Origin of the sequence: Mycobacterium paragordonae (assembly GCF_003614435.1) — a bacterium.
GTDB classification, from domain to species: domain Bacteria; phylum Actinomycetota; class Actinomycetes; order Mycobacteriales; family Mycobacteriaceae; genus Mycobacterium; species Mycobacterium paragordonae.
The window spans coordinates 5,272,241-5,294,189 of sequence record NZ_CP025546.1 but is presented as its reverse complement, the minus strand read 5'-3'; the positions used below and the strand labels follow the sequence as shown (position 1 = coordinate 5,294,189).

Genomic DNA, 21,949 nt, shown 5'->3' with positions numbered 1-21,949 from the left:
CGGTCGGTGATGGATACCGACGACGCACTCGCCGAAACCGTCCGGATGGAGGGCACCCGCATTCTGGCGACCCTCATCCGGACGGTCGGCTCGCTGGTCATCGCCGAAGACGCGGTGCAGGAAGCCGCGCTGCGGGCTCTGCGGGAGTGGCCCCGCACCGGGGTGCCCGACGAACCACGCGCCTGGCTCACGGTGACCGCGCGCCGGGTTGCCATCGACCTGCTGCGCCGGGAAGGCGCCCGGGCGCAGAAGGAGCGTGCCAGCGTGGAACTCGCGGTACCCGACCTGCCGCCCGAGAGCGTGGTGGCCGACGACCGGTTGCGGCTGATCTTCACCTGCTGTCATCCGGCGCTCGGCTTGGAGGCCCAGGTGACGCTGGCACTGCGCACCCTGTGCGGCCTGTCCCCGGCGCAGATCGCGGCGGTGCTGTTGACCAGCGAAGCCGCCGTAGCCAAGCGGCTGACCCGGACGCGGAAAAAGATTGCCACCGCGGCGATTCCGTACCGGGTGCCGGCCGACGAAGAATTGCCCGCCCGGCTGGCGGCGGTGTGCGCGGTGTTGCACGCGTCCTACACCATCGCGCACACCCCGGCGGGCGGTGACCGGCTGACCGACGTCGACGGCACCCGCGAGGCGCTGCGACTCTCGCGCCTGGTGCACAACCTGATGCCCGATGAACCCTCCCCGATGGCGGTGCTGGCATTGCAGTTGCTGACCGAATCCCGGCGGGCCGCGCGGGTGGACGGGGCGGGGGAGCCGATCCCGCTGTCCGAGCAGGACCGCTCGCTGTGGGACACCGATGCCATCACCGAGGCGTTCGGGCTGCTCAACGACTCGCTGCGGCGCACCGGCGCGGTCGCCGACCCCTACCAGCTGCAGGCCGCCATCGCCGCAGAGCACGCCCGGGCCGCGTCGTATCGGGCCACCGACTGGACCGAAATCGTCCGGCTTTACGACCTGCTCATGTCGGTGCGGCCGAGTGCTCCCGTGGCCCTGGCCCGAGCCGTCGCGCTCGCCGAACGAGACGGGCCCGCAGCGGGATTGCAGGCGCTGGCGCCCCTGGAACCGGACCAGCGCTGGCATGCGGTACGCGGTGAATTGCTCTCCCGGGAAGGAAGATTCGCCGAAGCGGTGGAGGCGACGCAGGCGTCGCTCACCGAGGCGGTCGCCGCGCCGGAGCGCCGGTATCGCGAGCGGCGGATCGCCGAGTGGCAGGCAAGCATCTGATCCGGGCCGATGCCGTTCACACGGTCGGGACGGTGCCGCCGTCGACCACGATGTCGGCACCCACTACCGCGGCCGCGGCATCGGAGACGAGAAAGCCGACGACCGCAGCTATTTCGTCCGGCCGGGCAGGCCGGCCCAGCGGAATGCCGCCAAGCGCGCTCATCAGTGACTGCAGGGCGGCGTCGCGGTCCCCGTTGCCCGCAGCGGCGATCCGGTCGACCAGATCCTCGGCGGCCTCGGTCTGGATGAAGCCCGGTGACACCGTGTTGACGCGAATGCCCTTAGGTGCCAGCTCGTTCGACAACCCCTTGCTGTGGGCGCGCAGGGCAGCCTTGGCTGCTGCGTACCCCAGAGTGCCGTCGAACAGGGGCATCCGGCTCTGAATGGAACCGATATGCACGACGCACCCCGAACCCGCCTCGATCATCGTCGGCAGCAGCGCACGATCCAGACGTACCGCGGCCATGAGGTTGAGGTTGAGTTCGTCGGCCCAGTCCCGGTCGTCGAGGGCGGCGAAGCCGCCCGACGGAGTCCGGGATCCACCTGCCACATGCACCAGGATGTCGAGTCCGCCGCGGTCGCGGACCGCAGCGGCCACCTGCTGCGCTCCGGCCGGCGAGGACAGGTCCGCTGCGACGAAATCTTCTGTCTCCGAGCCGCGATGGCGGGCCACGGCGATGACGCGGGCGCCCCGCGATCGCAGCCAGGCGGTTACCGGGGCGCCCGTCCCTTTCGTGGCCCCGGTGACGACCGCGCGTCGTCCTTGCAGTGCGGTCATGCGTCGGCCCGGAAGACCGGCCAGCACAGCGACGTGACCCATTGCGCGGAATCGTCGGTGTCCCAATAGAATCGGTCGTAGTACTCGCGCAGCGGGCCCTCGATGCTGATCTCGTGACGGGTCGCGTATTCGCCGAGTGCGCTGTAGTGGATGTCGACGTCGTCGTGCGGGCCTCGGTGTGAGATCACCGCCAACTCGGCCGCTGGCACGGTCATTGGCACCACCCGTCCGATTGGCCGCACCGGGCCGTCGACCGGCAGGAAAACGGTCGTCCCGCCGCGGTCGCCGGCGAAGATTTCGAAGTCGAACAATGCCCCCAGAGCGCCGGTCGGAGTGAGCACACGGTCGGCCTGCACCGTCGCCCGCAATTCGCCCACCGCACCCTGCCACCAGGTCAGCAGATCGTCGCGATCCACGGTCGCGGTGATCGCCGCGGTCTCGGTTTCAGCGACGGTGCGGTGTTCGATCCGCGACTCCGGGGCCGGGGCTTCGAGGATGGCCCGCAGAGACTTGACGGCACTGCGGGTTGCGGCGAGCTGGTTTTCCAGTCTTGCCAAGTGATCGCTGATGAGTGCGTTCCGGTCGGCCGGCGCGGAGACGAGGACGGCGCGGACGTCGGCCAACGGCATGCCGAGCTCGCGCAACCGGCGGATGACCTGAGCGGTCGGCGCCTGATCGCTGCTGTAGTACCGGTAGCCGGTGGCCGGATCGACCCGATGCGGTTCGAGCAGTCCGACGTCGTGATAGTGACGCAGGGTCTTGACCGGCAACTGCGTCATCCGGGAAAAGTCGCCGATCGATATACCAGTGGTCATTGGGTCATTGTGAAGTCTCCCGTTGCGGGAGAGTCAAGGCCGACAGCCCGCCTTGACTCTCCGGCGGTGAAGGCGGTCACGCTGGTCGCATGACTACTCAAACGCACTCCGCCGCTCAACGTTTCGTGGACGCGGTTAACGCTTTCGATGTCGATGCCGTGGTCCGAACATTCGCCCCCGACGCGCTGGTCAACGACAATCAGCGGGAGTTCGCCGATCCCGAGTCCATTCGCGACTGGGTGGCCACGGAGATCGTCGGTGACCGGGTGACCATGGAGGTGTTGGACACGGATGAAAGGTCCGGCCTGATGGTGCTCCGTACCCGGGTCGGCGGCGATTTCGACAAAACCGGCCTGCCCGAGGAACTCGTCCTCACCAATTACCTCGTGGTTCGCGACGACCTGATCGGCGGCCTGTTCATCGTCCTCAACCGCGACTGACGACGCAGTCTGCCCAATCCGCCTCGCGGGTCGCAAGCAGCGTTTCACCACGAGAAGCCACCCCGCTCCGCGCCCTCCCAACCGGATGGTTGACAATCTAAGTAATTAATTTTGTCAAAGGAGACATCTCATGGCTGAAGCAGTCATCGTCGAAGCAGTACGTTCCGCCGTCGGCAAGCGCAACGGCGGGCTGTCCGGGGTGCACCCGGCCGACCTGTCTGCGCAGGTCCTCAACGGTTTGGTCACTAAGGCCGGCGTCGACCCCGAACTCGTCGACGACGTCATCTGGGGCTGCGTCATGCAAGCCGGTGAGCAGGCTCTCGACATCGGCCGCACCGCGCTGCTGGCCGCAGGTTGGCCAGAGACCGTGCCCGGCGTGACCGTAGACCGCCAGTGTGGTTCCAGCCAGCAGTCAGTGCACTTCGCCGCCGCCGGCGTGATTGCCGGTCACTACGACGTCGTCGTCGCCGGTGGCGTGGAATCGATGTCGCGTACCCCGATGGGCGCGTCCCTGGCCAACGGCGGGCGGCCCTACCCGGAGAGCTTCCTGAACCGCTACGAAGGCAGGATCCCCAACCAGGGCATTGGCGCGGAGATGATCGCCGAGCAGTGGGGTCTGTCCCGCCTCGACCTGGACCAGTTCTCCCTCGACTCTCACGAAAAGGCTGCTGCCGCACAGGATGCCGGTGCTTTTGACGACCAGATCGTCGGTATCAAAGACGGCGACGGGAACGTGATTCTGAAGGACGAGGGCATCCGCCGCGGCACCCCGATGGAGAAGATGGCGTCGCTGAAGCCGGCGTTCAAGGAGGACGGCGTGATCCACGCGGGCAACTCCTCGCAGATCTCCGACGGTTCGGCCGCGCTGCTGTTCATGTCGGCGGAGAAGGCCAAGGAACTGGGCATGAAGCCGATCGCCAAGGTGCACACCGCGACTCTGGCCGGGGCCGACCCGGTGATCATGCTGACCGCGCCCATCCCGGCCACCCAGAAGGTGCTCAAGCGCTCCGGCCTGTCCATCGGCGACATCGGCGCCTACGAGGTCAACGAGGCGTTCGCGCCGGTTCCGCTGGCCTGGCTCAAGGACATCGGCGCCGACGAGACCAAGCTGAACCCCAACGGCGGGGCGATCGCGCTCGGTCACCCGCTCGGCGGCTCCGGTGCCCGCATCATGACCACGCTGCTGTACCACATGCGGGACAAGGGAATTCGTTACGGCCTGCAGACCATGTGCGAGGGTGGCGGCCAGGCCAACGCCACCATCCTGGAATTGCTGTGACGGACGCTCCCGGCGCTCTGGTCGAGCGCCGCGGGAACGTCATGATCATCACCATCAACCGGCCCGAAGCCCGCAACGCGGTCAACGGCGCGGTCAGCATCCGAGTCGGTAACGCGCTGGAGGAAGCCCAGCAGGATCCCGAGGTGCGGGCGGTGGTGATCACCGGCGCGGGCGACAAGTCGTTCTGCGCCGGTGCGGACCTCAAGGCGATCTCGCGGCGGGAGAACATCTACCACCCGGACCGTCCGGAGTGGGGCTTCGCCGGCTACGTGCATCACTTCGTCGACAAGCCCACCATCGCGGCGGTCAACGGGACGGCGCTGGGCGGGGGCACCGAATTGGCGCTGGCCAGTGACCTGGTGGTGGCCGACGAGCGCGCTCAGTTCGGGCTGCCCGAGGTCAAGCGCGGACTGATCGCCGCCGCCGGCGGCGTGTTCCGGATCATGGACCAGCTGCCGCACAAGGTCGCGATGGAACTGCTGTTGACCGGCGAACCGCTGACTGCGTCGGACGCCTACGAGTGGGGCCTGATCAACCAGGTGGTCAAGGAGGGTTCGGTGCTGGATGCCGCCCTGACCTTGGCCGCGCGGGTGACCGGCAATGCGCCGCTGTCGGTGCAGGCCAGTAAGCGCATCGCCTACGGCGTCGACGAGGGTGTGATCACCGCCGAGGAAGTGGGCTGGGACCGCACCATGCGCGAAATGCGTTCGCTGATCAGGTCGGAGGACGCCCGGGAAGGCCCGCTGGCGTTCGCCGAGAAGCGCGAGCCAGTCTGGAAGTCGCGCTAGCCAGACCCGCTGACGCGGGCCCTGCCGAGCAGACGTGAAATCGCACGATTTGGGATCAAATCGTGCGATTTCGCGTCTGCTCGCCGTGGGTCAGGAGGCGAGCACGTTGACGCCCCACTGGAACAAGGGCGGCAGCGCGGTGCAGGCCGGGACCAGGGCGCGGCGCACCACGCGAGGGGTGCTGGCCAGCACCAGACCCCGGGTGAGCAGCCGGTAATCGCGGGTCACCCGGTGCCATGAGCGCTCATAGGCCTGCGGGGTGTCATCGACGAGAGCACCGATCGCGACGGCGGCCTGTTTGACGGCGAGGCTGATGCCCTCACCCGTGAGCGCGTCTTCGTAGCCGGCGGCATCGCCGACCAGCAGCACCCGGCCGGCCACCCGGCGGGAGACCACCTGCCGAAGCGGGCCGCAACCGCGCGCGGCCGTACGATCAGCGCCCTCCAAATGCCTTGCCAGCCAGGGGAACCAGTCAAGTTCGGGACGCTGACGGGACAGGATCGCCACGCCCACCAGATCCGGTTCCACCGGCGTCACGTACGCCTCGCCCCACCGCGACCAGTGCACCTCGACGAACTCCGACCAGGCCGGAACCCGGTAGTGCCAGCGCAATCCGTGCCGTCGCGGGGTGCCGCGCGTCGCGGCGATTCCGACGGCGCGACGCACCGTCGAGTGCAGACCGTCGGCGCCGACCAGCCACCTGGCTCGGACGCCCGCGGCCGACACGCCGTGCGCATCCTGCTCGACGGCGCTCACCTTCGTCCGAATCCATTCGGTGTCAACCTCTTTGGCCCGCGCCTCCAGCGCCGCGTGCAGCGTGGTGCGCCGGACGCCGCGCCCCGGACCGGTCTTGAACAGCGCTTCGGCCCGTCGATGGGCACTGGCATAAGCGATTCCGCGGAACGGCATACCCGCCGGATCCACGCCGAGGCCGGTCAGTTCGGCCAGACCGCCGGGCATCAACCCTTCCCCGCACGCCTTGTCGATCGGCCCTTCCCGGGGCTCGGCCACGATCACCGAAAGCCCTTGCGCGCGAGCGTGTAACGCGGTGGCCAGGCCACCGGGTCCACCCCCGACCACCAGCAGGTCGGCGTCGAAATTTGTCATGCGTAACCCAGCACCGAGTTCTCGACCCGCAACCGGACCGTCAGCAGCGCCGCATTGGCCAGCGTGAAGATAGTCGCGGTCAGCCAGGCGGTGTGCACCATCGGCAACGCGACGCCTTCGACCACCACCGCAACATAATTCGGGTGGTGCAGGAACCGGTAGGGGCCCTTCTTCACCAGCGGTTCGTGGGGCAGCACGATCACCCGGGTGTTCCACCGCTTGCCCAGCGAGGTGATGCACCACCAGCGCAGAGCCTGGCACAACGCCAGCACCACCACCATCGACCAGCCCAGCCATGGGATGAACGGACGGTGCAGAGCCGACGGCTCGACCAGGCAACCCACCAGCAAGGCGGTGTGCAGGATGACCATGACGACGTAGTGCGACCGGCCGAACTCTTTGCCGCCCTGGGCAAATGACCATTTTGCGTTGCGCCGCGACACCACCAGCTCGGCCAGGCGTTCGACTACGACCGCGAGGATCAGAAGGTAATACGGTCCTACCATCGCAGCAGCACCAATTCCGAGCAGAAGGCCGGCCCCATTGCGATCATCAGCCCGATCGAACCGGCCGGCGGGGGATCGGCCATATTGGCGCCGAGCACATCGAGGACCGACACCGATGACAAATTGCCGTTGTCGCGCAATGACTTCCGAGTGTGATCCAGCGCATCGCCGGGCAGTCCCAACCCCTTTTCCACCGCTTCGATCACCCGCGGCCCGCCCGGGTGGCACACCCAGGTCGACACGTCCTCGGGGGTCAACCCATGGTCGGCGAGGAACGTGCGCACGTCGTCACCGAGGTATTTCTCGGCCACCGTCGCCACGTCGGCCGAAAGCACGATGCGAAATCCGTCACTGCCGATGTTCCAGCCCATCACCTCTTCGGTATCGGGGTAGATGCGGCTGCGGGTGGCCAGCACCCTCGGGCCTGCAGTGGCACCACTACTGCCGCGGCGGGCACCCGTCGCCACGACGGCGGCCGCGCCGTCACCGAAAAGGCTGGATGCCACAAGATTGGCCACGGAGTTATCTTCGCGCTGAATGGTCAGAGAACATAACTCGACCGCCAACAGCACGCCGACCTGGTCCGGAAAAGCGCGCAGATAGTCGTGCATGCGCGCCACGCCGGCCGCGCCGGCGACACAGCCCAGGCCGAACAGCGGGACACGTTTGACGTCCTGCCGCAACCCCACCCGCTTGGCCAGCCGCGCCTCCAGCGTCGGCACCGCCAGGCCGGTGACGGTCGTCGAGAAGACGATGTCGACCTCCGACGGATGCACCCCGGCCTGGTCCAGCGCCTGCAGCAGCGCCTGTTCGGCCAGCTCCAGCGCAACCCCGATGAAGGCGTCGTTGGCCTCGCTGAAACCACTCAGGTTCGCGTAGCGCGACAGCGGCAGCGCGGTGTGACGGGACTCGACGCCGCTGCTCATCGCGAAACGCCGGAATTCCGGGCCGGCGAAGTCGGTGAGTGCCGCGATGGTGTCCTCCTGGCTGTTGAGGTGCCGCGGAAACTGCACGGCAACCCCGGCCACGGACGGCGTGTTCTCGGCAACTGGTGTCCGCGCGCCGGGACGTGCCGAATCTCCCCTTGAAGTGATGTTCATGTAGCCAGTCACGGTGTCACCGCCGCGCCGGTTCATCAGGGCCTAGAAGCAGGCTCAGAAACAGGATTGACCTGCACCGATTTGCGGACGCCCTGGTTGGGGTACCTGACTGGGGACAGTTGCCTTGCAACGTGGGCCTTTTCGTCCTTCAAGGCCCTTTCAAGGCCCCGAACGCGACAGTTAGGTTGGAACAATGCGGATTCTGGTGACAGGCGCCACCGGCTATGTGGGGTCACGTCTGGTCACAGCGTTGCTGGCGGAGGACCACGAGGTGGTGGCTGCCAGCCGAAACCCGAACAGCCTCAAGCGCTTTGGGTGGTCAGATGAGGTCAAGACGGTCAGGTTGGACGCTTCGGACCCCGCGTCGGTGCAGGCGGCCTTCGAGTCAGCCGGGCAGGTTGACGTGGTGTATTACCTGGTGCACGGGATCGGTCAGGCCAACTTCCGCGAAGCCGACAACACCGCCGCCACCAACGTCGCCACCGCGGCTCGCGACGCCGGCGTGCGCCGCATCGTCTACCTGGGCGGGTTCGTGCCCGACGACGGAGCGTTGTCCGAGCACCTGACCAGCCGGGCCGAGGTCGCCGAGTCCCTGACGGTCGAGAACGGTCCGGAGTTGGTGTGGCTGGGGGCGGCGCTGATCATCGGGGCGGGGTCGACGTCATTCGAGATCCTGCGTTACGTCGGCGACCGGTTCCCAGTCATGCCGATGCCGAGCTGGATGCACAACCCCCTCGACCCGATCTCGATCCGCGATGTCCTGCACTACCTGGTGGCCGCGGCCGACCCGGACCTTGTTCCGGCCGGCGCTTATGACATCAGTGGGCCGGAGAGCACGTCCTACCGGGACCTACTCAAGAGGTACGCCCGGATTTCCGGCCGCTGGCACGCCGCATGTCGCGTGCCCGGCATCGACACCTCGATGGCCTCGCTGTTCGCCGCGATAGCGCTCCCGGTGCCCAGTGCCCTGGCAGGGGATCTGGTGGAGTCGCTGGAACATCCGATGCGCGCGTCCGGCAGCGGCTTGCAGAACAAGGTGCCGGACCCGCTGGGCGGTTTGTTGGGCATCGACGAGGCGATTTCGCTGGCGCTGAGCGGCCACACCGAGCACCCGCCCCGGCCGGTCAGCGCGCTCGCCGACCCGCACCACCTCGCCGATACCGACCCGATCTGGGCAGGCGGCGATGCCTTACGCATCCGCCGACTCGCCCGGACCATCACGCCGCCGATCGTGCGGCCCACCCTGCGACTGGTTAACATCGTCCCCGGCCCCCTTGCCGGTGCGTTGCGTACCAGCCTGGACATCCTGCTAACGCTCACCCCGAGGATCCGCACGGCATGACCCAAACCGCTACACCCAACCGCACCAGTGCCATCCAGGAGATCCGCCGCGCGATCGTCAACGTCGCGGTGCCGCATCACGAGCCGCCACGGGTCGTGTTGCGCCGTCGCATTGTCGTCGCGATCACGCTGGTGCTCGGCGCCGCCATCCTGGGCGTCTCGCTGCGGACCCGGCCCGGCGAGGCCAGCTTCTACTGGCTGACGCTGGCGTTGGCGGCGGTGTGGTTGCTCGGCGCGTTGGCGTCCGGCCCGCTGCACCTGGGCGGGATCTGCTGGCGCGGACGCAACCAGCGTCCGGTGATCACCGGCACCACGATCGGCCTCGTCCTCGGCGCCATCTTCGTGGTCGGTGGCCTGATCGTCCGGGAGATCCAGCCGATCGACGCCTGGATCACCCGCGTCCTGCAGTACGCACACCAGGGGCCGTTTCTGCTGATCGTGCTGATCACGGTGGTCAACGGGGTCACCGAAGAGGTGTTCTTCCGCGGTGCGCTCTACACCGCGCTGGGACGCCACCATCCGGTGGCGATCTCGACGGTGTTGTATGTCGCCGCGACCATGGCCAGTGGTAACCCGATGCTCGGATTCGCCGGAGTGATTCTGGGAACCGTGAACGCGCTGTCGCGCCGCGCGACCGGCGGCGTGCTCGCTCCCATGCTGACCCACTTCGTCTGGGGCCTGATCATGGTGCTGGCACTGCCACCGATGTTCGGCGTTTTATAGCTATTGGCCGGCGCCGACCTCGCGCGCCAGCTTTCGAAGTTCGGCGGCGTGCAGCGGCTTGAACAGGAACCAGTACAGCCGGCCGGGGATGCCGCGAGGGTAGAAGATCGCCCGCTGGGTGTATTTGCCCGGCGCGGTCGTCAGCTCCAGCCAGGCCTGGCCGGGCGCGCGGACTTCCGCCCGTAGTCGCAGCTTCTCGCCCGGTTCGCTCGCCGCGACGCTCCACCGGGTGGCCGAATAGCGGCGTCGCGGCGCCAGCGGAAACGAGTACCACCGGCCGCGGTTGGCGGCGTTCTCCGCTGCCTTCCACAGTTCGTCGGGCCCGGCCGAGGTCGTGGTGGTCTGCACGTCGTCGAAGATGATCTCGCCGGCCCAGTCCGGGTCGCTGGGCAACAGTTCGGCCGGCTCGGACTCCAGCGAGTCCCAGGTCGGGTCGGGCAGGCCCGCGAAGGCGCGATTGAGTGCCACCGCGACGGCGCGACGGTATCCGGTCAGCCCGCCGGGAGGTCGCTCGATGATCGAGTCGACGTCGGAGTTGTGCATCACCGCGTCGCACTCCAGCGACTCGATCAGCGGGCGCGCCAATCCGGGCGGGATCGGTGTCACGGTGCCCACCCACAGGCTCGCGATCGTCGGTGTCAGAAACGGCAGCACGATCAGGTAGCGCTTGTGCAGCCGCGCGACCTCGGCGTAGATCCGCATCATGTCGCCGTATTCCAGCACGTCGGGACCGCCGATGTCCCAGGTGCGCGAAGACGGCACCGGCGCCGTCGCCGCGGCGACGAGGTAGTACAGCACGTCGCGTACCGCGATGGGCTGAATCTTGTTGTGCACCCACTTCGGGGTGGTCATCACCGGCAGCCGGTCGGTCAGGTGCCGGATCATCTCGAACGACGCGCTGCCGGCCCCGACGACCACGCCGGCTTGCAGCACCAGCGTCTCGATGCCGGACTCGATCAGGTGATCGCCGACCGCCTTCCGCGACCGCAGGTGCGGGGAGAGCTCCTTGCCCTCGGGATGCAGGCCGCTCAGGTACACGATGCGACGCACTCCGGCCTGACGCGCGGCCGTAACGACGTTGCGTACCGCGCGTTCCTCCTCGGCTGCGAAATCCTTTGCCCCGCCGCCCATCGAGTGCACCAGGTAGTAGACGACGTCGATTCCGTCGAATGCCTCGACCAATGAATCGGCGTCGCCGAGGTCACCGCGCGCCACCTCGACGTCCGGTCGCCACGGCACCCCGTCCAGCTTGCCGGGGTTACGTGCCAGCGCGCGCACGCGATGACCCGCCTCTAGTAGGCGCGGCACCAGCCGCGCGCCGATGTAACCGGTCGCCCCGGTCACTAAGCAATGCATCGGTTCAGCCGCCACAGCACCCCGTTCGCTCACGTTCACCAATTATTCGGAGTACACGCAAGTGTGGATTGATAATCCTGCTTTTCAAGAGTCGGTGAAGTTGGGCGAGCGGCGTTCCTGGAATGCCCGGGTCCCTTCTTTGAAGTCGGGCGCCTGCAGCAGGCCGCGTTGACCTTCGAACTCCCGCTGGAGGGTGGGGTTCAGCTCGGTGAGGGTGGCCGCGTTGATCGCGGTCTTGGTCTTGGCGTACGCCACGGCCGGGCCGGTCAGCAAGCGCGTGACCACTTTGTCCACTTCGGCGTCGAAGTCGTCGGCCGGATAGACCGCGCTCACCAGACCCCACGACAGCGCCTCGGTCGCTGTGAGCCGCTCGGGCAGCAGCGCCATCCGCATGGCCCTGATCCGGCCCACCGCGGCAGCGACCAGAGCCGACGCGCCGCCGTCGGGCATCAAGCCGATCTTCGTGAAGGCGAGCATGAAAAATGCCTTCTCCGAAGCCAATACGACGTCGCAAGACAGGGCGATAGATACGCCGACGCCGGCCGCCGGTCCCTGCACGACGGCAACCACCGGGTGCGGCAACGTGGTGATCGCCCGGACCAGACGGTTGATTTCCAGGATGATCTCGTCCGGGGGAACGCCGCCGCCGCTGGACATGTCGTCGGCGCTGATGCCGGCTCCGGAACTGAAGCCGCGACCGGCGCCGCCGAGTCGCACCACCCGCACCGCGGGGTCGGTGGCGGCGGCCTCCATCGCGTCGGCCAGACCGGTGATGACCGGAATGATCAGCGAGTTGAGGCTGTCGGGTCGGTTGATCGTCAGCGACAGCACGCCGTCGGTCAGGTCGACGTCAAGGCCGGCGACGGGGGCGAGAGCGGCAATTCCGGATTTGGACATGGGATTCACAGTAAGTGACCCGGGATGCATGGTCGCCCGCGGCGGCTGCGAAGATGCAATCAACCGGTTGTTAGGGCGTCAGAGCGGACGAAAGGTCGGTGCACCCATGGCGGGACCGCTGAGTGGTTTACGTGTTGTCGAGTTGGCGGGAATCGGGCCGGGCCCGCATGCCGCCATGATCCTGGGCGACCTCGGCGCCGACGTGGTTCGGGTGGACCGCCCCGGTCCCGGCGGTCCGGTCAAGGACGCGATGAGCCGCAACCGGCGCATCGTCACCGCCGATCTCAAGTCCGCCGAGGGCCGCGACCTGGTCCTCAAGCTCGTCGCGAAGGCCGACGTGCTGATTGAGGGCTATCGCCCGGGCGTCACCGAGCGGCTCGGTCTGGGCCCCGAGGACTGCGCCAAGGTCAACGAGCGGCTGGTCTACGGACGGATGACCGGCTGGGGCCAGACCGGCCCGCGCAGCCAGCAGGCCGGTCACGACATCAACTACATCTCGCTGAACGGCATCCTGCACTCGATCGGCCGGGCCGGCGAGCGGCCGGTGCCGCCGCTGAACCTGGTCGGCGACTTCGGTGGCGGCTCGATGTTCCTGCTGCTCGGCATCCTGTCGGCGCTGTGGGAGCGGCAGACCTCGGGCAAGGGACAGGTGGTCGACGCCGCGATGGTCGACGGATCCAGCGTGCTGGTGCAGATGATGTGGCAGATGCGGTCCTCGGGTATGTGGACCGACGCGCGGGGCACCAACATGCTCGACGGCGGCGCGCCCTACTACGACACCTATGAGTGCGCAGACGGGCGCTACGTCGCCGTCGGTGCCATCGAACCGCAGTTCTATGCCGCCATGATTCAGGGCCTGGGACTGGATGCGGCCGCCCTGCCCCCGCAGAACGACGTCGCGCGCTGGCCCGAGCTGCGGGCATTGCTGGTCGAGGCGTTCGGCAGCCGCGACCGCGACCACTGGGCCAAGGTGTTTGCCGACTCGGACGCCTGTGTGACCCCGGTGCTGGCGTTCGGCGAGGCCAATTCTGAACCGCACATTGCCGAGCGCGGCACGTTGTACGAGGTCAACGGCCACCTGCAGCCGATGCCGGCCCCGCGGTTCTCCCGCACCCCGGCCGACACGCCGCACCTGGCGCAAGCGGTGGGGGACATCGAAGCGATTCTCTCGGACTGGGTATAGTCCCAACCAACCAGTAGGTTGGGACCAACGGAAGGGATATGGGCGTGGAGATCAGGGACGCCGTCGCAGTCGTCACCGGGGGAGCGTCGGGCTTGGGCCTGGCCACCACGAAACGACTGCTCGACGCCGGGGCGCAAGTAGTGGTGCTCGACCTGCGCGGTGAGGAAGCGGTGGCCGAACTGGGCGACCGCGCGCATTTCGCCCAGACCGATGTCACCGACGAGGATGGCGTCGCAAAGGCGCTGGATCTGGCCGAGTCGCTGGGCCCGGTGCGAATCAACGTCAACTGCGCCGGCATCGGCAACGCCATCAAGACGCTGTCCAAGGACGGACCCTTCCCGCTCAAGGGCTTCAAGAAGGTGGTCGAGGTCAACCTGATCGGCACGTTCAACGTGCTGCGTCTGGCCGCCGAGCGCATCGCCAAGACCGAGCCGGTCGGCGAAGAGCGGGGCGTGATCATCAATACCGCGTCGGTCGCCGCGTTCGACGGCCAGATCGGCCAGGCCGCCTACTCGGCGTCCAAGGGCGGTGTCGTGGGCATGACGCTGCCGATCGCCCGGGACCTTTCGCGCGAACTCATCCGCGTGGTGACCATCGCGCCGGGGCTGTTCAAGACCCCGCTGCTGGGCTCGTTGCCCGAGGAAGCACAGAAGTCCCTCGGCAAGCAGGTTCCGCACCCGGCACGGCTGGGCGACCCGGACGAGTACGGCGCGCTGGCGGTTCACATCATCGAAAACCCGATGCTCAACGGCGAGGTGATCCGTCTGGACGGCGCGATCCGGATGGCGCCGCGGTAGGTCTGTTCGTCGAGCCTGTGTTTCGGTAGAGGCGCACTCGCGCTCTTACTGCAGATTTACGAGGTCGGCGGGCAGGTCCGCCCCCCCAAAACCGAAGAAGCCCCCCGCAGAACGCGGGGGGCTTACATCGGAACCACTAGGTGGCTATCGACGAAACCATCGGGAGACGGTGGGTTCGGCCATCAGTAATCGTGCAATTACGCCCATGGTGTTTACCTCAGCTCGCTGTCGGCAGGGGTTGCCAGTCTTCGAACTGCTCGGAGCACTCACCCTCGACGAGCATGTCGCCGTGGTAGAGAGCTTCGAAGTCAGCCTTGATGACGTCGGCACTCGAGTCGTCGATCCACATGACATTGACTGTAAGAGCCTGCATTAAGGAATCGGTGAGTCACGATTCGGAAAATGGTGGCAATTCTTACCGGTGGGTAGGGTGCCGCCGCGACGCACCAGATTACCCATTTCCCGCACGGTTGAACCATCTCCCACCAGCGCTCGTAGTACAGCAGGGGTCTTGTTTGACACTTGTAAGTTAGCGTTGCTAAGTTAGCGCCGATAGGTGTGCGGTTGCTCGGGACGGCCCGCGCCGGCCGGCCGGAGGGACACAACATGCTGCAGGGGATCGCTCGACTGGTCATCGCGGCTCCGCGACGCATCATCGGCATCGCCTTACTGGTCTTCATCGCCGCCGCGGTCTTCGGCATCCCAGTCGCCAACAGCCTCTCCCCGGGCGGCTTCCAGGACCCCAACTCGGAGTCGGCGCGCGCCATCACGCAATTGACCGACAAGTTCGGCCAAAGCGGTCAGCAGATGCTGATTCTGGTCACCGCGCCCGGAGGAGCCAGAAGTGACCAGGCCCGCACTGCGGGCACCGACCTGGTCGAGCAGCTCAAGAAGTCGCCGCTGGTGTACAACACCACCTCTCCCTGGACCGCGCCCCCCGAAGCCGCCGCCGACCTGATCAGCAAGGACGGCAAGTCCGGATTGATCGTCGTCAACCTCAAGGGCGGCGAGAACGACGCACAGAAGAACGCCCAGACCCTGGCCGACCAGTTCGTTCACGACCACGACGGCGTCACCGTCCAAGCGGGCGGCTCGGCGATGGAATACGCGCAGATCAACAAGCAGAACCAGGCCGACCTGCTGGTCATGGAGATGATCGCCATCCCGTTCAGCTTCGTGGTGCTGGTGTGGGTGTTCGGTGGGTTGCTGACGGCGGCGCTACCGATGGCACTGGGGGCGCTGGCCGTGGTCGGGTCGATGTCGGTGCTGCGACTGGTCACCTTCACCACCGAGGTGTCGATCTTCGCACTGAACCTCAGTACCGCACTGGGCCTGGCGCTGGCCATCGACTACACCCTGCTGATCATCAGCCGCTACCGCGACGAGCTGGCCGAGGGTTGTGATCGCGAACAGGCGCTGATCCGCACCATGGCCACCTCCGGGCGCACCGTGCTGTTCTCGGCCGTCACCGTGGCTTTGTCGATGGCCGCGACGGTGGCCTTCCCGATGTACTTCCTCAAGTCGTTCGCCTACGCCGGTGTGGCGACGGTGGCATTCGTCGCGACCGCGTCCATCGTGGTCACCCCGGCTGCCATCGTGCTGATGGGTTCGCGGATCGACGCGTTCGACGTACGACGCCTGCTGCGTCGCGTCTTTCGGCGCCCCGAACCGGTGCACAAGCCGGTCGAGCAGTTGTTCTGGTACCGCTCGAGCAAGTTCGTGATGCGCTACTGGCTGCCGATCGGTTCGGCCGTCGTAGCGCTGTTGCTGCTGCTCGGGCTGCCGTTCTTCTCGGTGAAATGGGGATTCCCGGACGACCGGGTGTTACCGACCTCGGCGTCGGCGCATCAGGTCGGCAACCAGCTGCGCGACAACTTCGCGCGCGACTCGGCCACCGCCGTGCCGGTCGTCGTTCCCGACGCGCGCGGTCTGACGCCCGACGACCTCAGTCAATACGCGGCCGGACTGTCACTGGTGCCCGATGTGTCGGCGGTGTCCGCCCCGACCGGGACGTTCATCGGTGGCAAGCCGTCCGGCCCGCCGGTAGGGGCCACCGGGATGACCGACGGCAGCGCTCTGCTGACCGTGAGCAGCACCGCGCCACTGTTCTCGCAAGCCTCGGACAACCAGCTGAAGCGGTTGCATCAAGTGGCCACGCCGGGCGGGCGCAATGTGGAGATGGCCGGTGTCGCGCAGGTGAACCGGGACAGCGTCGACGCGGTGACCGACCGCCTGCCGCTGGTCCTCGGGTTGATGGCCGCCGTGACCTTCATCCTGTTGTTCCTGCTGACCGGGAGCGTGGTGCTGCCGTTGAAGGCTCTGGTGCTCAACATGCTTTCGCTGAGTGCGGCGTTCGGCGCGTTGGTGTGGATCTTCCAGGACGGCCACCTCGGCGCGTTGGGTACCACCCCGAGCGGGACGCTGGTCGCCAACATGCCGGTACTGCTGTTCTGCATCGCGTTCGGGTTATCGATGGACTACGAGGTGTTCCTGGTCTCCCGTATCCGGGAGTACTGGCTGGCATCGGGGGCGGCCCGGCCCGCCACACCGACCCCGGCGCACGCGCACGCCGCCAACGACGAAAGCGTCGCGCTGGGCGTTGCCCGCACCGGACGGGTGATCACCGCGGCCGCGCTGGTGATGTCGATGTCGTTCGCGGCGCTGATCGCCGCCCACGTGTCCTTCATGCGGATGTTCGGGCTGGGCCTGACGCTCGCGGTGATCGCCGACGCGACCTTGGTGCGAATGGTCCTGGTCCCGGCGTTCATGCACGTGATGGGCAGGTGGAACTGGTGGGCGCCCAAGCCGCTGGTGTGGCTGCATGAGCGGTTCGGCATCAGTGAGGGCGGCGACCTGGAAGCGCCCGCCGAGGTCGCCGGCCATCGCGTGCCGAGCGAGGCCGATACCGCCAAGATGCCGTCCCAGCGCAACGGGCGGGACGTCCACGCGTCGGTGACGCGCCGTGGTTGACGTATCGGTGCACGGGCTGCGGCGCCAGCGTGCCCCACGCGGGTCCGGCGACCGGCTACGTCACGAAATCCTGGATGCGGCAACCGAATTGCTGCTGGAGACCGGGCAAGTGCGGGCGGTGTCGATTCGATCGGTCGCACAACGCGTCGGTGTCACGTCGCCGTCGATCTACCTGCACTTCCAGGACAAGAATGCGTTGCTGGATGCCGTATGCGCGCGATACCTGGCCGGACTCGACGAGGCGATGGAGGGGGCGGCAGTCGGGCGCAGCGGCACCCTCGAGGTACTTCGGGCCCAGGGCATGGCCTACGTGCGATTCGCGCTGCAGACTCCGGAGCTGTACCGGCTGGCCACCATGGGCGAGTGGCGTCCCGGCAGCAATGTCGATATGGCACTGGACAGTTCGGCATTCAGGCACATCCGGGCCTCGGTTCAGTCGCTGATGGACGAGGGCGTCTACCGCACCGATGACCCGACCATGATCGCGCTGGAACTGTGGACCGCCGCGCACGGCGTGGCCGCGATTCTGATCGCCAAGCCGCATCTGCCGTTCGGTGACGTCGACGCGTTCGCCGAACGGTTTTTGGGCGCGGTACTGTGCGGTCATATGGTGGCCGGGCTCGTCGGCGCCGATGCAACGTCCCAGCGGTTGGTGGATTGGGTGCGAGAGCAGCACCCCGCACAGGAAGCACAGACATGACGCCGAGCGTCGACAATCCCTTCTTCGCCCGCGTGTGGCCCGTCTTCGCCGCCCACGAAGCCGAGTCAGTTCGTGCGCTGCGCCGGGAGAACCTGGCCGGCCTGTCGGGCCGGGTGCTCGAAATCGGTGCCGGCAGCGGGACCAACTTCGCCTACTACCCGGATGCCGTCACGCACGTGCTCGCCGTGGAGCCCGAACCGCGGCTCATGGACATCGCCAGGCAAGCGGCCGCCGAGGCGCCGATTCCGGTGGTGGTGACGCACGAAACCGCCGAGGAGATCGGCGACGTCGAACCCTTTGACGCCGTGGTCTGTTCGCTGGTGTTGTGCTCGGTGCACGACCAGGTCGGCGTGCTGCGCCGGCTGCATTCGCTGCTTCGGCCGGGCGGGGAGCTGCGGTATCTGGAGCACATCGCCAGTGCCGGCGTCCGGGGCCGATACCAGCGATTCGTCGATGCGACCTTCTGGCCCCGGGTGATGGGCAACTGCCACACGCACCGCGACACCGAGCGGGCGATCGTCGACGCCGGATTCGAGGTGCACCGGGCGCGGCGGGAGTGGACGTTACCGGCCTGGGCGCCGCTGCCGGTGTCGGAGTTGGCTCTGGGCCGGGCGCACCGCCCGTAGCGGCCCTCTGGTCAATCGCGTCAATCGCCCATCGCCGAGCGTGAATTTCCCGACGCGACACGCCGCAGTGGCGTCGTCAAATTCGCAGTCGCGGCCGCCAGGGCTGGTACGGCAAGCGGCTTAGCTGAACAGCGCCGGCAGTCGTTCCAGCAGCCCGGGCAAAGCCAGGCTGGCTGACTCGCGCACGCACAGCGTGGCGTGTTGCGACAACGGCGTGGGCTCGGGGTTGACCTCGATCACCGCGATACCGCGGGCCAGCGCCATCTCCGGTAGCCCGGCCGCCGGATAGACGATCGACGAGGTCCCGACGACCACCACCACGTCGGCGTTCTCCGTCGCATCGAGCGCGCTCTGCCACGGCCCCTGCGGCAGCGACTCCCCGAACCAGACGATGTCGGGCCGGATCAGGCCGCCGCAGCGGCACACCGGCGGCTCCACCTCGATGGCGGCTTCGGTCATCACCGGCAGTGGCTCGCTGTACGCCATTCCGCAACGCGCACAACGAAATTCGAACAAGCTGCCGTGGAGGTGGTGGACCGGTGTGCTCCCCGCGCGCTCGTGCAGATCGTCGACATTCTGGGTGACGACGGTGACGTCGGTGACGTCCGGGTGCCGCTGCCAGTCGGCGATCGCTTGGTGCCCCGCATTGGGCTGCACGTCGGCCACCAGGTAGTGGCGCCACAGATACCAGCCCCATACGCGCTCTGGATTGCGTTCCCAGCCTTCGACGCTGGACAGCTCGTACGGGTCGAAGTGTGCCCACAATCCGTTCTTGTCGTCACGGAACGTCGGGACGCCGCTCTCCGCCGAGATACCCGCGCCGCTCAGCACCGTCACTCGCATCCCACAAAGATAGCCGCGTGTGGGCAATACTGGTTATGTGGAGTTGCGCGATTTGTTGAAGGTCGACGTGAAGGCGGGCAAGCCGATATTCGACCAGCTCAGAACCGGAGTGATCGACGGGGTCCGGGCCGGTTCGTTACCGCCGGGCACCCGACTGCCGACGGTGCGCGACCTGGCCGGCCAACTGGGCGTGGCCGCCAACACCGTGGCCCGCGCGTACCGCGAGCTGGAATCCGCGGCCATCGTCGAAACACGTGGTCGCTTCGGCACTTTCATCTCCCGCTTCGATCCCACCGATGCCGCGATGGCGGCCGCGGCCAAGGAATACGTGGAAGTTGCCCGGGCGCTGGGGCTGACGAAGTCCGACGCCATGCGTTACCTGACCAACGTGCCGGACGACTAGAACTCCAGGAGCGTCAGGTTCGGGCGCAGCGGATCGAGCAGCGGAACCTGGTAGACCGCCGACAGAGCGGTGTTGAAGATCAGCCCACGCCCCTTGGGTAGCCGCACGTCGTGAACCGCGGTGATGCCCGGCACCGTTGCGGCGAGATCGGCGGCTTCGGCGGGGGTCAGGCTGAACGGCATGGCCGGCACCTTGTAGCGCAGCGAGGTGCGGATGCCGAGCCGGCTGAACATGCTGAACCAGCGCGGCGGCAGGTCGAAGAGCATCTGACCGCCCGGAAATCGCTTCGCGCACTCGGCGATCAGTTCCAGCGACTGCTCGGGTTGCAGATACATCAGCAGACCCTCGGCCGTGATGAAGACCCCGTTCGAGGGCTCGACGGAGTCCATCCAGCTGTAGTCCAGCGCCGACTGCGCGAGCACCGATATCCGCGGCGATGACGGCAGCAGCCGCTTGCGGATCTCGATGATGGGCGGCAAATCAACTGTCAGCCAACGGAATTGACTCTCGGGGAGAGCCGCTTCCAGGCGCCAAAAGCTGGTTTGCAGGCCTTCGGCCAACGCCACCACGGTGGCCGCCGGGTGGCTGCCCAGGTATGCCTTGGCGGCACCGTCGAACGCCTGCGCCCGGATCGCGATGTCCTGACGGGTCGGGCCGAACTTGGCGAAGTCGAAATCGATGGAGTCCACCAGCGCCACGGCCATCGGGTCGTCGATGAGCCGGTCGTCACCGCGGCGCGCCTCGGTGGCGCGGGCATTGAGCGTCAGCAACGCGGTTTCCGAGACACCGGTGAGAGCGACCTTGTGCGACCGCGAGCCGTTCACGCGAGCACCTTCGCAAGCGTGCGCAGGTTGCGCGACGTGGTCGAGGACTTGTAGCGCTTCTTACCCATCGTTTTGCCGATGGTGCTGTCCAGCGTGCTGCCCTTGGGCACCTGCCAGTAGATGACGCCCTCGCCACGCTGGATCTTCTCCTTCGGACCCGCCTTCAGCTGCGCCAGTTCCTCGAGTATTTCTGCGTCGCTCACAAAGGTGACGTACGACTGCTGACCGTCGGCCTCGCGCTCGAAGGGATAGGCCTCGTCGATGGCCTGCACCGTCTCCAAGTCATACGCCAGCACCCACGCGTCGTAGCCGAATCGGTCCCGCAGTGCAGCCTCGGACTTCTTGCGCACCGTCGCCTCTTTCGCCGACGATTCCAGCCGCACGTTGCCGCTGGCCAGGATGGTGCGCACGTTCTTGAAGCCGGCGTCCGTCAGGGCGTCGGCCACCTCGGCCATCTTCAGATTGACGCCCCCGACGTTGACGCCGCGCAGGAATGCCGCGTACTTGGTCATGAGTCGATTTCACCAGCCCATCGGAGAAGGCCGCAACGCGACGTAGGCTTTCGGCATGGGACGCCACGTCTTCGACGACAAGCTGTTGGCCGTGATCAGTTGCAACTCGATCGGAGTGCTGGCCACCATCAAACGCGACGGCCGGCCGCAGTTGTCGAACGTGCAGTACTACTTCGACGCCCGGGGTCTGGTGCTGCAGGTGTCGATCACCGAGCCGCGCGCCAAGACGCGCAACCTGCGCCGGGACCCCCGTGCCTCGCTGTTGGTAGATGCCGATGACGGGTGGTCGTATGCGGTCGCGGAGGGCATCGCGGAGCTGACTCCGCCGGCCATGGCGCCCGACGACGACACCGTCGAATCCCTGATTGCTTTGTACCGCAACATCGCTGGTGAACATCCGGACTGGGACGAGTACCGCGAGGCCATGGTCACCGATCGGCGTGTGTTGCTGACGATGCCGATCTCCCACGTGTACGGCATGCCGCCCGGCAGGCGGTAGTAAATACGTTTCGGCCCGCATCGTCACCAGATAGGCTGCCGGTATGGCCGACACGAAGCCCCCGGAATCGTCCGAACCGCAGGAGGACGACAACAAGCGTAAATTCCGCGAAGCCCTGGAACGCAAGCTGGCCAAGTCGTCCGGCGGGTCCGATCACAAGGACGGCGGCGGCAAGCAGTCGCGGGCGCACGGGGCCGCCGGCAACCGCCGGGAATTCCGCCGCAAGAGCGGCTAG

General features: G+C 67.3%; 25 protein-coding genes. 14 read left to right on the top strand and 11 right to left on the bottom strand.

Going from position 1 to position 21,949, the window contains the following annotated elements:
• Window positions 1-9 precede the first annotated feature (9 nt).
• The gene (locus tag C0J29_RS23655; protein WP_120793724.1) at window positions 10-1,227 is read left to right on the top strand and encodes an RNA polymerase sigma factor; all 1,218 of its coding nucleotides are present in this window, start codon (window positions 10-12) and stop codon (window positions 1,225-1,227) included.
• A gap of 16 nt (window positions 1,228-1,243) precedes the next feature.
• Here C0J29_RS23655 and C0J29_RS23650 read toward each other — a convergent pair whose 3' ends face one another.
• Window positions 1,244-2,047 (bottom strand): SDR family oxidoreductase, encoded by an 804-nt coding sequence (locus tag C0J29_RS23650; RefSeq protein WP_242460528.1) that lies wholly within the window; start codon window positions 2,045-2,047, stop codon window positions 1,244-1,246.
• Window positions 2,002-2,820: a MerR family transcriptional regulator gene (locus C0J29_RS23645; protein ID WP_120793723.1), complete on the bottom strand. Its 819-nt coding sequence runs from the start codon at window positions 2,818-2,820 to the stop codon at window positions 2,002-2,004. The genes C0J29_RS23650 and C0J29_RS23645 overlap by 46 nt, the downstream gene beginning before the upstream one ends.
• Window positions 2,821-2,909: 89 nt before the next feature.
• Here C0J29_RS23645 and C0J29_RS23640 point away from each other — a divergent pair, with 89 nt between their 5' ends.
• The 3 genes from C0J29_RS23640 to C0J29_RS23630 all read left to right on the top strand — a co-directional run bounded on the left by C0J29_RS23640 (window position 2,910) and on the right by C0J29_RS23630 (window position 5,327).
• Window positions 2,910-3,260 carry a nuclear transport factor 2 family protein gene (locus C0J29_RS23640; RefSeq protein ID WP_120793722.1) on the top strand — a complete coding sequence of 117 codons (351 nt, stop codon included), beginning with the start codon at window positions 2,910-2,912 and terminating at the stop codon, window positions 3,258-3,260.
• Between the two features lie 130 nt (window positions 3,261-3,390).
• Window positions 3,391-4,539, top strand: coding sequence for a thiolase family protein (locus C0J29_RS23635; RefSeq protein ID WP_065049992.1), 1,149 nt, complete (start codon window positions 3,391-3,393; stop codon window positions 4,537-4,539).
• Window positions 4,536-5,327 (top strand): crotonase/enoyl-CoA hydratase family protein, encoded by a 792-nt coding sequence (locus C0J29_RS23630; protein ID WP_120793721.1) that lies wholly within the window; start codon window positions 4,536-4,538, stop codon window positions 5,325-5,327. Before C0J29_RS23635 ends, C0J29_RS23630 begins: the two co-directional genes overlap by 4 nt.
• Before the next feature lie 90 nt (window positions 5,328-5,417).
• Here C0J29_RS23630 and C0J29_RS23625 read toward each other — a convergent pair whose 3' ends face one another.
• The 3 genes from C0J29_RS23625 to C0J29_RS23615 are packed head-to-tail and all read right to left on the bottom strand — an operon-like array spanning window position 5,418 to window position 8,076.
• Window positions 5,418-6,434 (bottom strand): NAD(P)/FAD-dependent oxidoreductase, encoded by a 1,017-nt coding sequence (locus C0J29_RS23625; protein ID WP_120793720.1) that lies wholly within the window; start codon window positions 6,432-6,434, stop codon window positions 5,418-5,420.
• Window positions 6,431-6,940 (bottom strand): isoprenylcysteine carboxyl methyltransferase family protein, encoded by a 510-nt coding sequence (locus tag C0J29_RS23620; protein WP_120793719.1) that lies wholly within the window; start codon window positions 6,938-6,940, stop codon window positions 6,431-6,433. The genes C0J29_RS23625 and C0J29_RS23620 overlap by 4 nt, the downstream gene beginning before the upstream one ends.
• Window positions 6,934-8,076 carry a type III polyketide synthase gene (locus C0J29_RS23615; protein WP_120793718.1) on the bottom strand — a complete coding sequence of 381 codons (1,143 nt, stop codon included), beginning with the start codon at window positions 8,074-8,076 and terminating at the stop codon, window positions 6,934-6,936. Before C0J29_RS23615 ends, C0J29_RS23620 begins: the two co-directional genes overlap by 7 nt.
• 157 nt (window positions 8,077-8,233) lie before the next feature.
• Between C0J29_RS23615 and C0J29_RS23610 the strand changes: the two genes are divergently transcribed.
• Window positions 8,234-9,382: an NAD(P)H-binding protein gene (locus C0J29_RS23610; RefSeq protein ID WP_065050000.1), complete on the top strand. Its 1,149-nt coding sequence runs from the start codon at window positions 8,234-8,236 to the stop codon at window positions 9,380-9,382.
• Entirely contained in the window at window positions 9,379-10,104 is a 726-nt protein-coding gene (locus tag C0J29_RS23605; protein ID WP_120793717.1) for a CPBP family intramembrane glutamic endopeptidase, read from the top strand. Before C0J29_RS23610 ends, C0J29_RS23605 begins: the two co-directional genes overlap by 4 nt.
• Here the strand turns inward: C0J29_RS23605 and C0J29_RS23600 are convergent, their stop codons facing one another.
• A complete protein-coding gene (locus tag C0J29_RS23600; RefSeq protein ID WP_162951634.1) occupies window positions 10,105-11,460 on the bottom strand; it encodes a DUF2867 domain-containing protein in 1,356 nt (451 codons plus the stop codon).
• An 84-nt stretch (window positions 11,461-11,544) separates the two neighbouring features.
• Window positions 11,545-12,357, bottom strand: coding sequence for an enoyl-CoA hydratase (locus C0J29_RS23595; protein ID WP_120793716.1), 813 nt, complete (start codon window positions 12,355-12,357; stop codon window positions 11,545-11,547).
• A gap of 106 nt (window positions 12,358-12,463) precedes the next feature.
• Here C0J29_RS23595 and C0J29_RS23590 point away from each other — a divergent pair, with 106 nt between their 5' ends.
• Window positions 12,464-13,540, top strand: coding sequence for a CaiB/BaiF CoA transferase family protein (locus tag C0J29_RS23590; protein WP_065050005.1), 1,077 nt, complete (start codon window positions 12,464-12,466; stop codon window positions 13,538-13,540).
• A 44-nt stretch (window positions 13,541-13,584) separates the two neighbouring features.
• The gene (locus C0J29_RS23585) at window positions 13,585-14,337 is read left to right on the top strand and encodes a 3-hydroxyacyl-CoA dehydrogenase (protein WP_065050124.1); all 753 of its coding nucleotides are present in this window, start codon (window positions 13,585-13,587) and stop codon (window positions 14,335-14,337) included.
• 217 nt (window positions 14,338-14,554) lie between these two features.
• Here the strand turns inward: C0J29_RS23585 and C0J29_RS34525 are convergent, their stop codons facing one another.
• Window positions 14,555-14,686: a hypothetical protein gene (locus C0J29_RS34525; RefSeq protein ID WP_120793715.1), complete on the bottom strand. Its 132-nt coding sequence runs from the start codon at window positions 14,684-14,686 to the stop codon at window positions 14,555-14,557.
• A 257-nt stretch (window positions 14,687-14,943) separates the two neighbouring features.
• On the opposite strand from C0J29_RS34525, the gene C0J29_RS23575 reads away from it, so the two are divergent.
• Genes C0J29_RS23575 through C0J29_RS23565 form a run of 3 tightly spaced genes read left to right on the top strand, consistent with a single transcriptional unit; the run spans window position 14,944 to window position 18,633 of the window.
• Entirely contained in the window at window positions 14,944-17,307 is a 2,364-nt protein-coding gene (locus C0J29_RS23575) for an MMPL family transporter (protein ID WP_120794929.1), read from the top strand.
• Between the two features lie 7 nt (window positions 17,308-17,314).
• The gene (locus C0J29_RS23570) at window positions 17,315-18,007 is read left to right on the top strand and encodes a TetR/AcrR family transcriptional regulator (protein ID WP_120794928.1); all 693 of its coding nucleotides are present in this window, start codon (window positions 17,315-17,317) and stop codon (window positions 18,005-18,007) included.
• Entirely contained in the window at window positions 18,004-18,633 is a 630-nt protein-coding gene (locus tag C0J29_RS23565; RefSeq protein ID WP_120793714.1) for a class I SAM-dependent methyltransferase, read from the top strand. Before C0J29_RS23570 ends, C0J29_RS23565 begins: the two co-directional genes overlap by 4 nt.
• A gap of 120 nt (window positions 18,634-18,753) precedes the next feature.
• Here C0J29_RS23565 and C0J29_RS23560 read toward each other — a convergent pair whose 3' ends face one another.
• Window positions 18,754-19,476, bottom strand: coding sequence for an NAD-dependent deacylase (locus tag C0J29_RS23560; protein ID WP_120793713.1), 723 nt, complete (start codon window positions 19,474-19,476; stop codon window positions 18,754-18,756).
• A 37-nt stretch (window positions 19,477-19,513) separates the two neighbouring features.
• Here C0J29_RS23560 and C0J29_RS23555 point away from each other — a divergent pair, with 37 nt between their 5' ends.
• Window positions 19,514-19,879: an Rv1152 family transcriptional regulator gene (locus tag C0J29_RS23555; RefSeq protein ID WP_065050128.1), complete on the top strand. Its 366-nt coding sequence runs from the start codon at window positions 19,514-19,516 to the stop codon at window positions 19,877-19,879.
• On the opposite strand, the gene C0J29_RS23550 is transcribed toward C0J29_RS23555, so the two are convergent.
• Window positions 19,876-20,703, bottom strand: a complete 828-nt coding sequence (locus tag C0J29_RS23550) for a class I SAM-dependent methyltransferase (protein ID WP_120793712.1) — start codon at window positions 20,701-20,703, stop codon at window positions 19,876-19,878. The genes C0J29_RS23555 and C0J29_RS23550 overlap by 4 nt on opposite strands.
• Window positions 20,700-21,215, bottom strand: a complete 516-nt coding sequence (locus tag C0J29_RS23545; protein ID WP_065050014.1) for a DUF1697 domain-containing protein — start codon at window positions 21,213-21,215, stop codon at window positions 20,700-20,702. Before C0J29_RS23545 ends, C0J29_RS23550 begins: the two co-directional genes overlap by 4 nt.
• A gap of 55 nt (window positions 21,216-21,270) precedes the next feature.
• Between C0J29_RS23545 and C0J29_RS23540 the strand changes: the two genes are divergently transcribed.
• Entirely contained in the window at window positions 21,271-21,714 is a 444-nt protein-coding gene (locus C0J29_RS23540) for a PPOX class F420-dependent oxidoreductase (protein WP_120793711.1), read from the top strand.
• Window positions 21,715-21,757: 43 nt separating this feature from the next.
• Entirely contained in the window at window positions 21,758-21,949 is a 192-nt protein-coding gene (locus C0J29_RS23535; RefSeq protein WP_065050018.1) for a DUF5302 domain-containing protein, read from the top strand.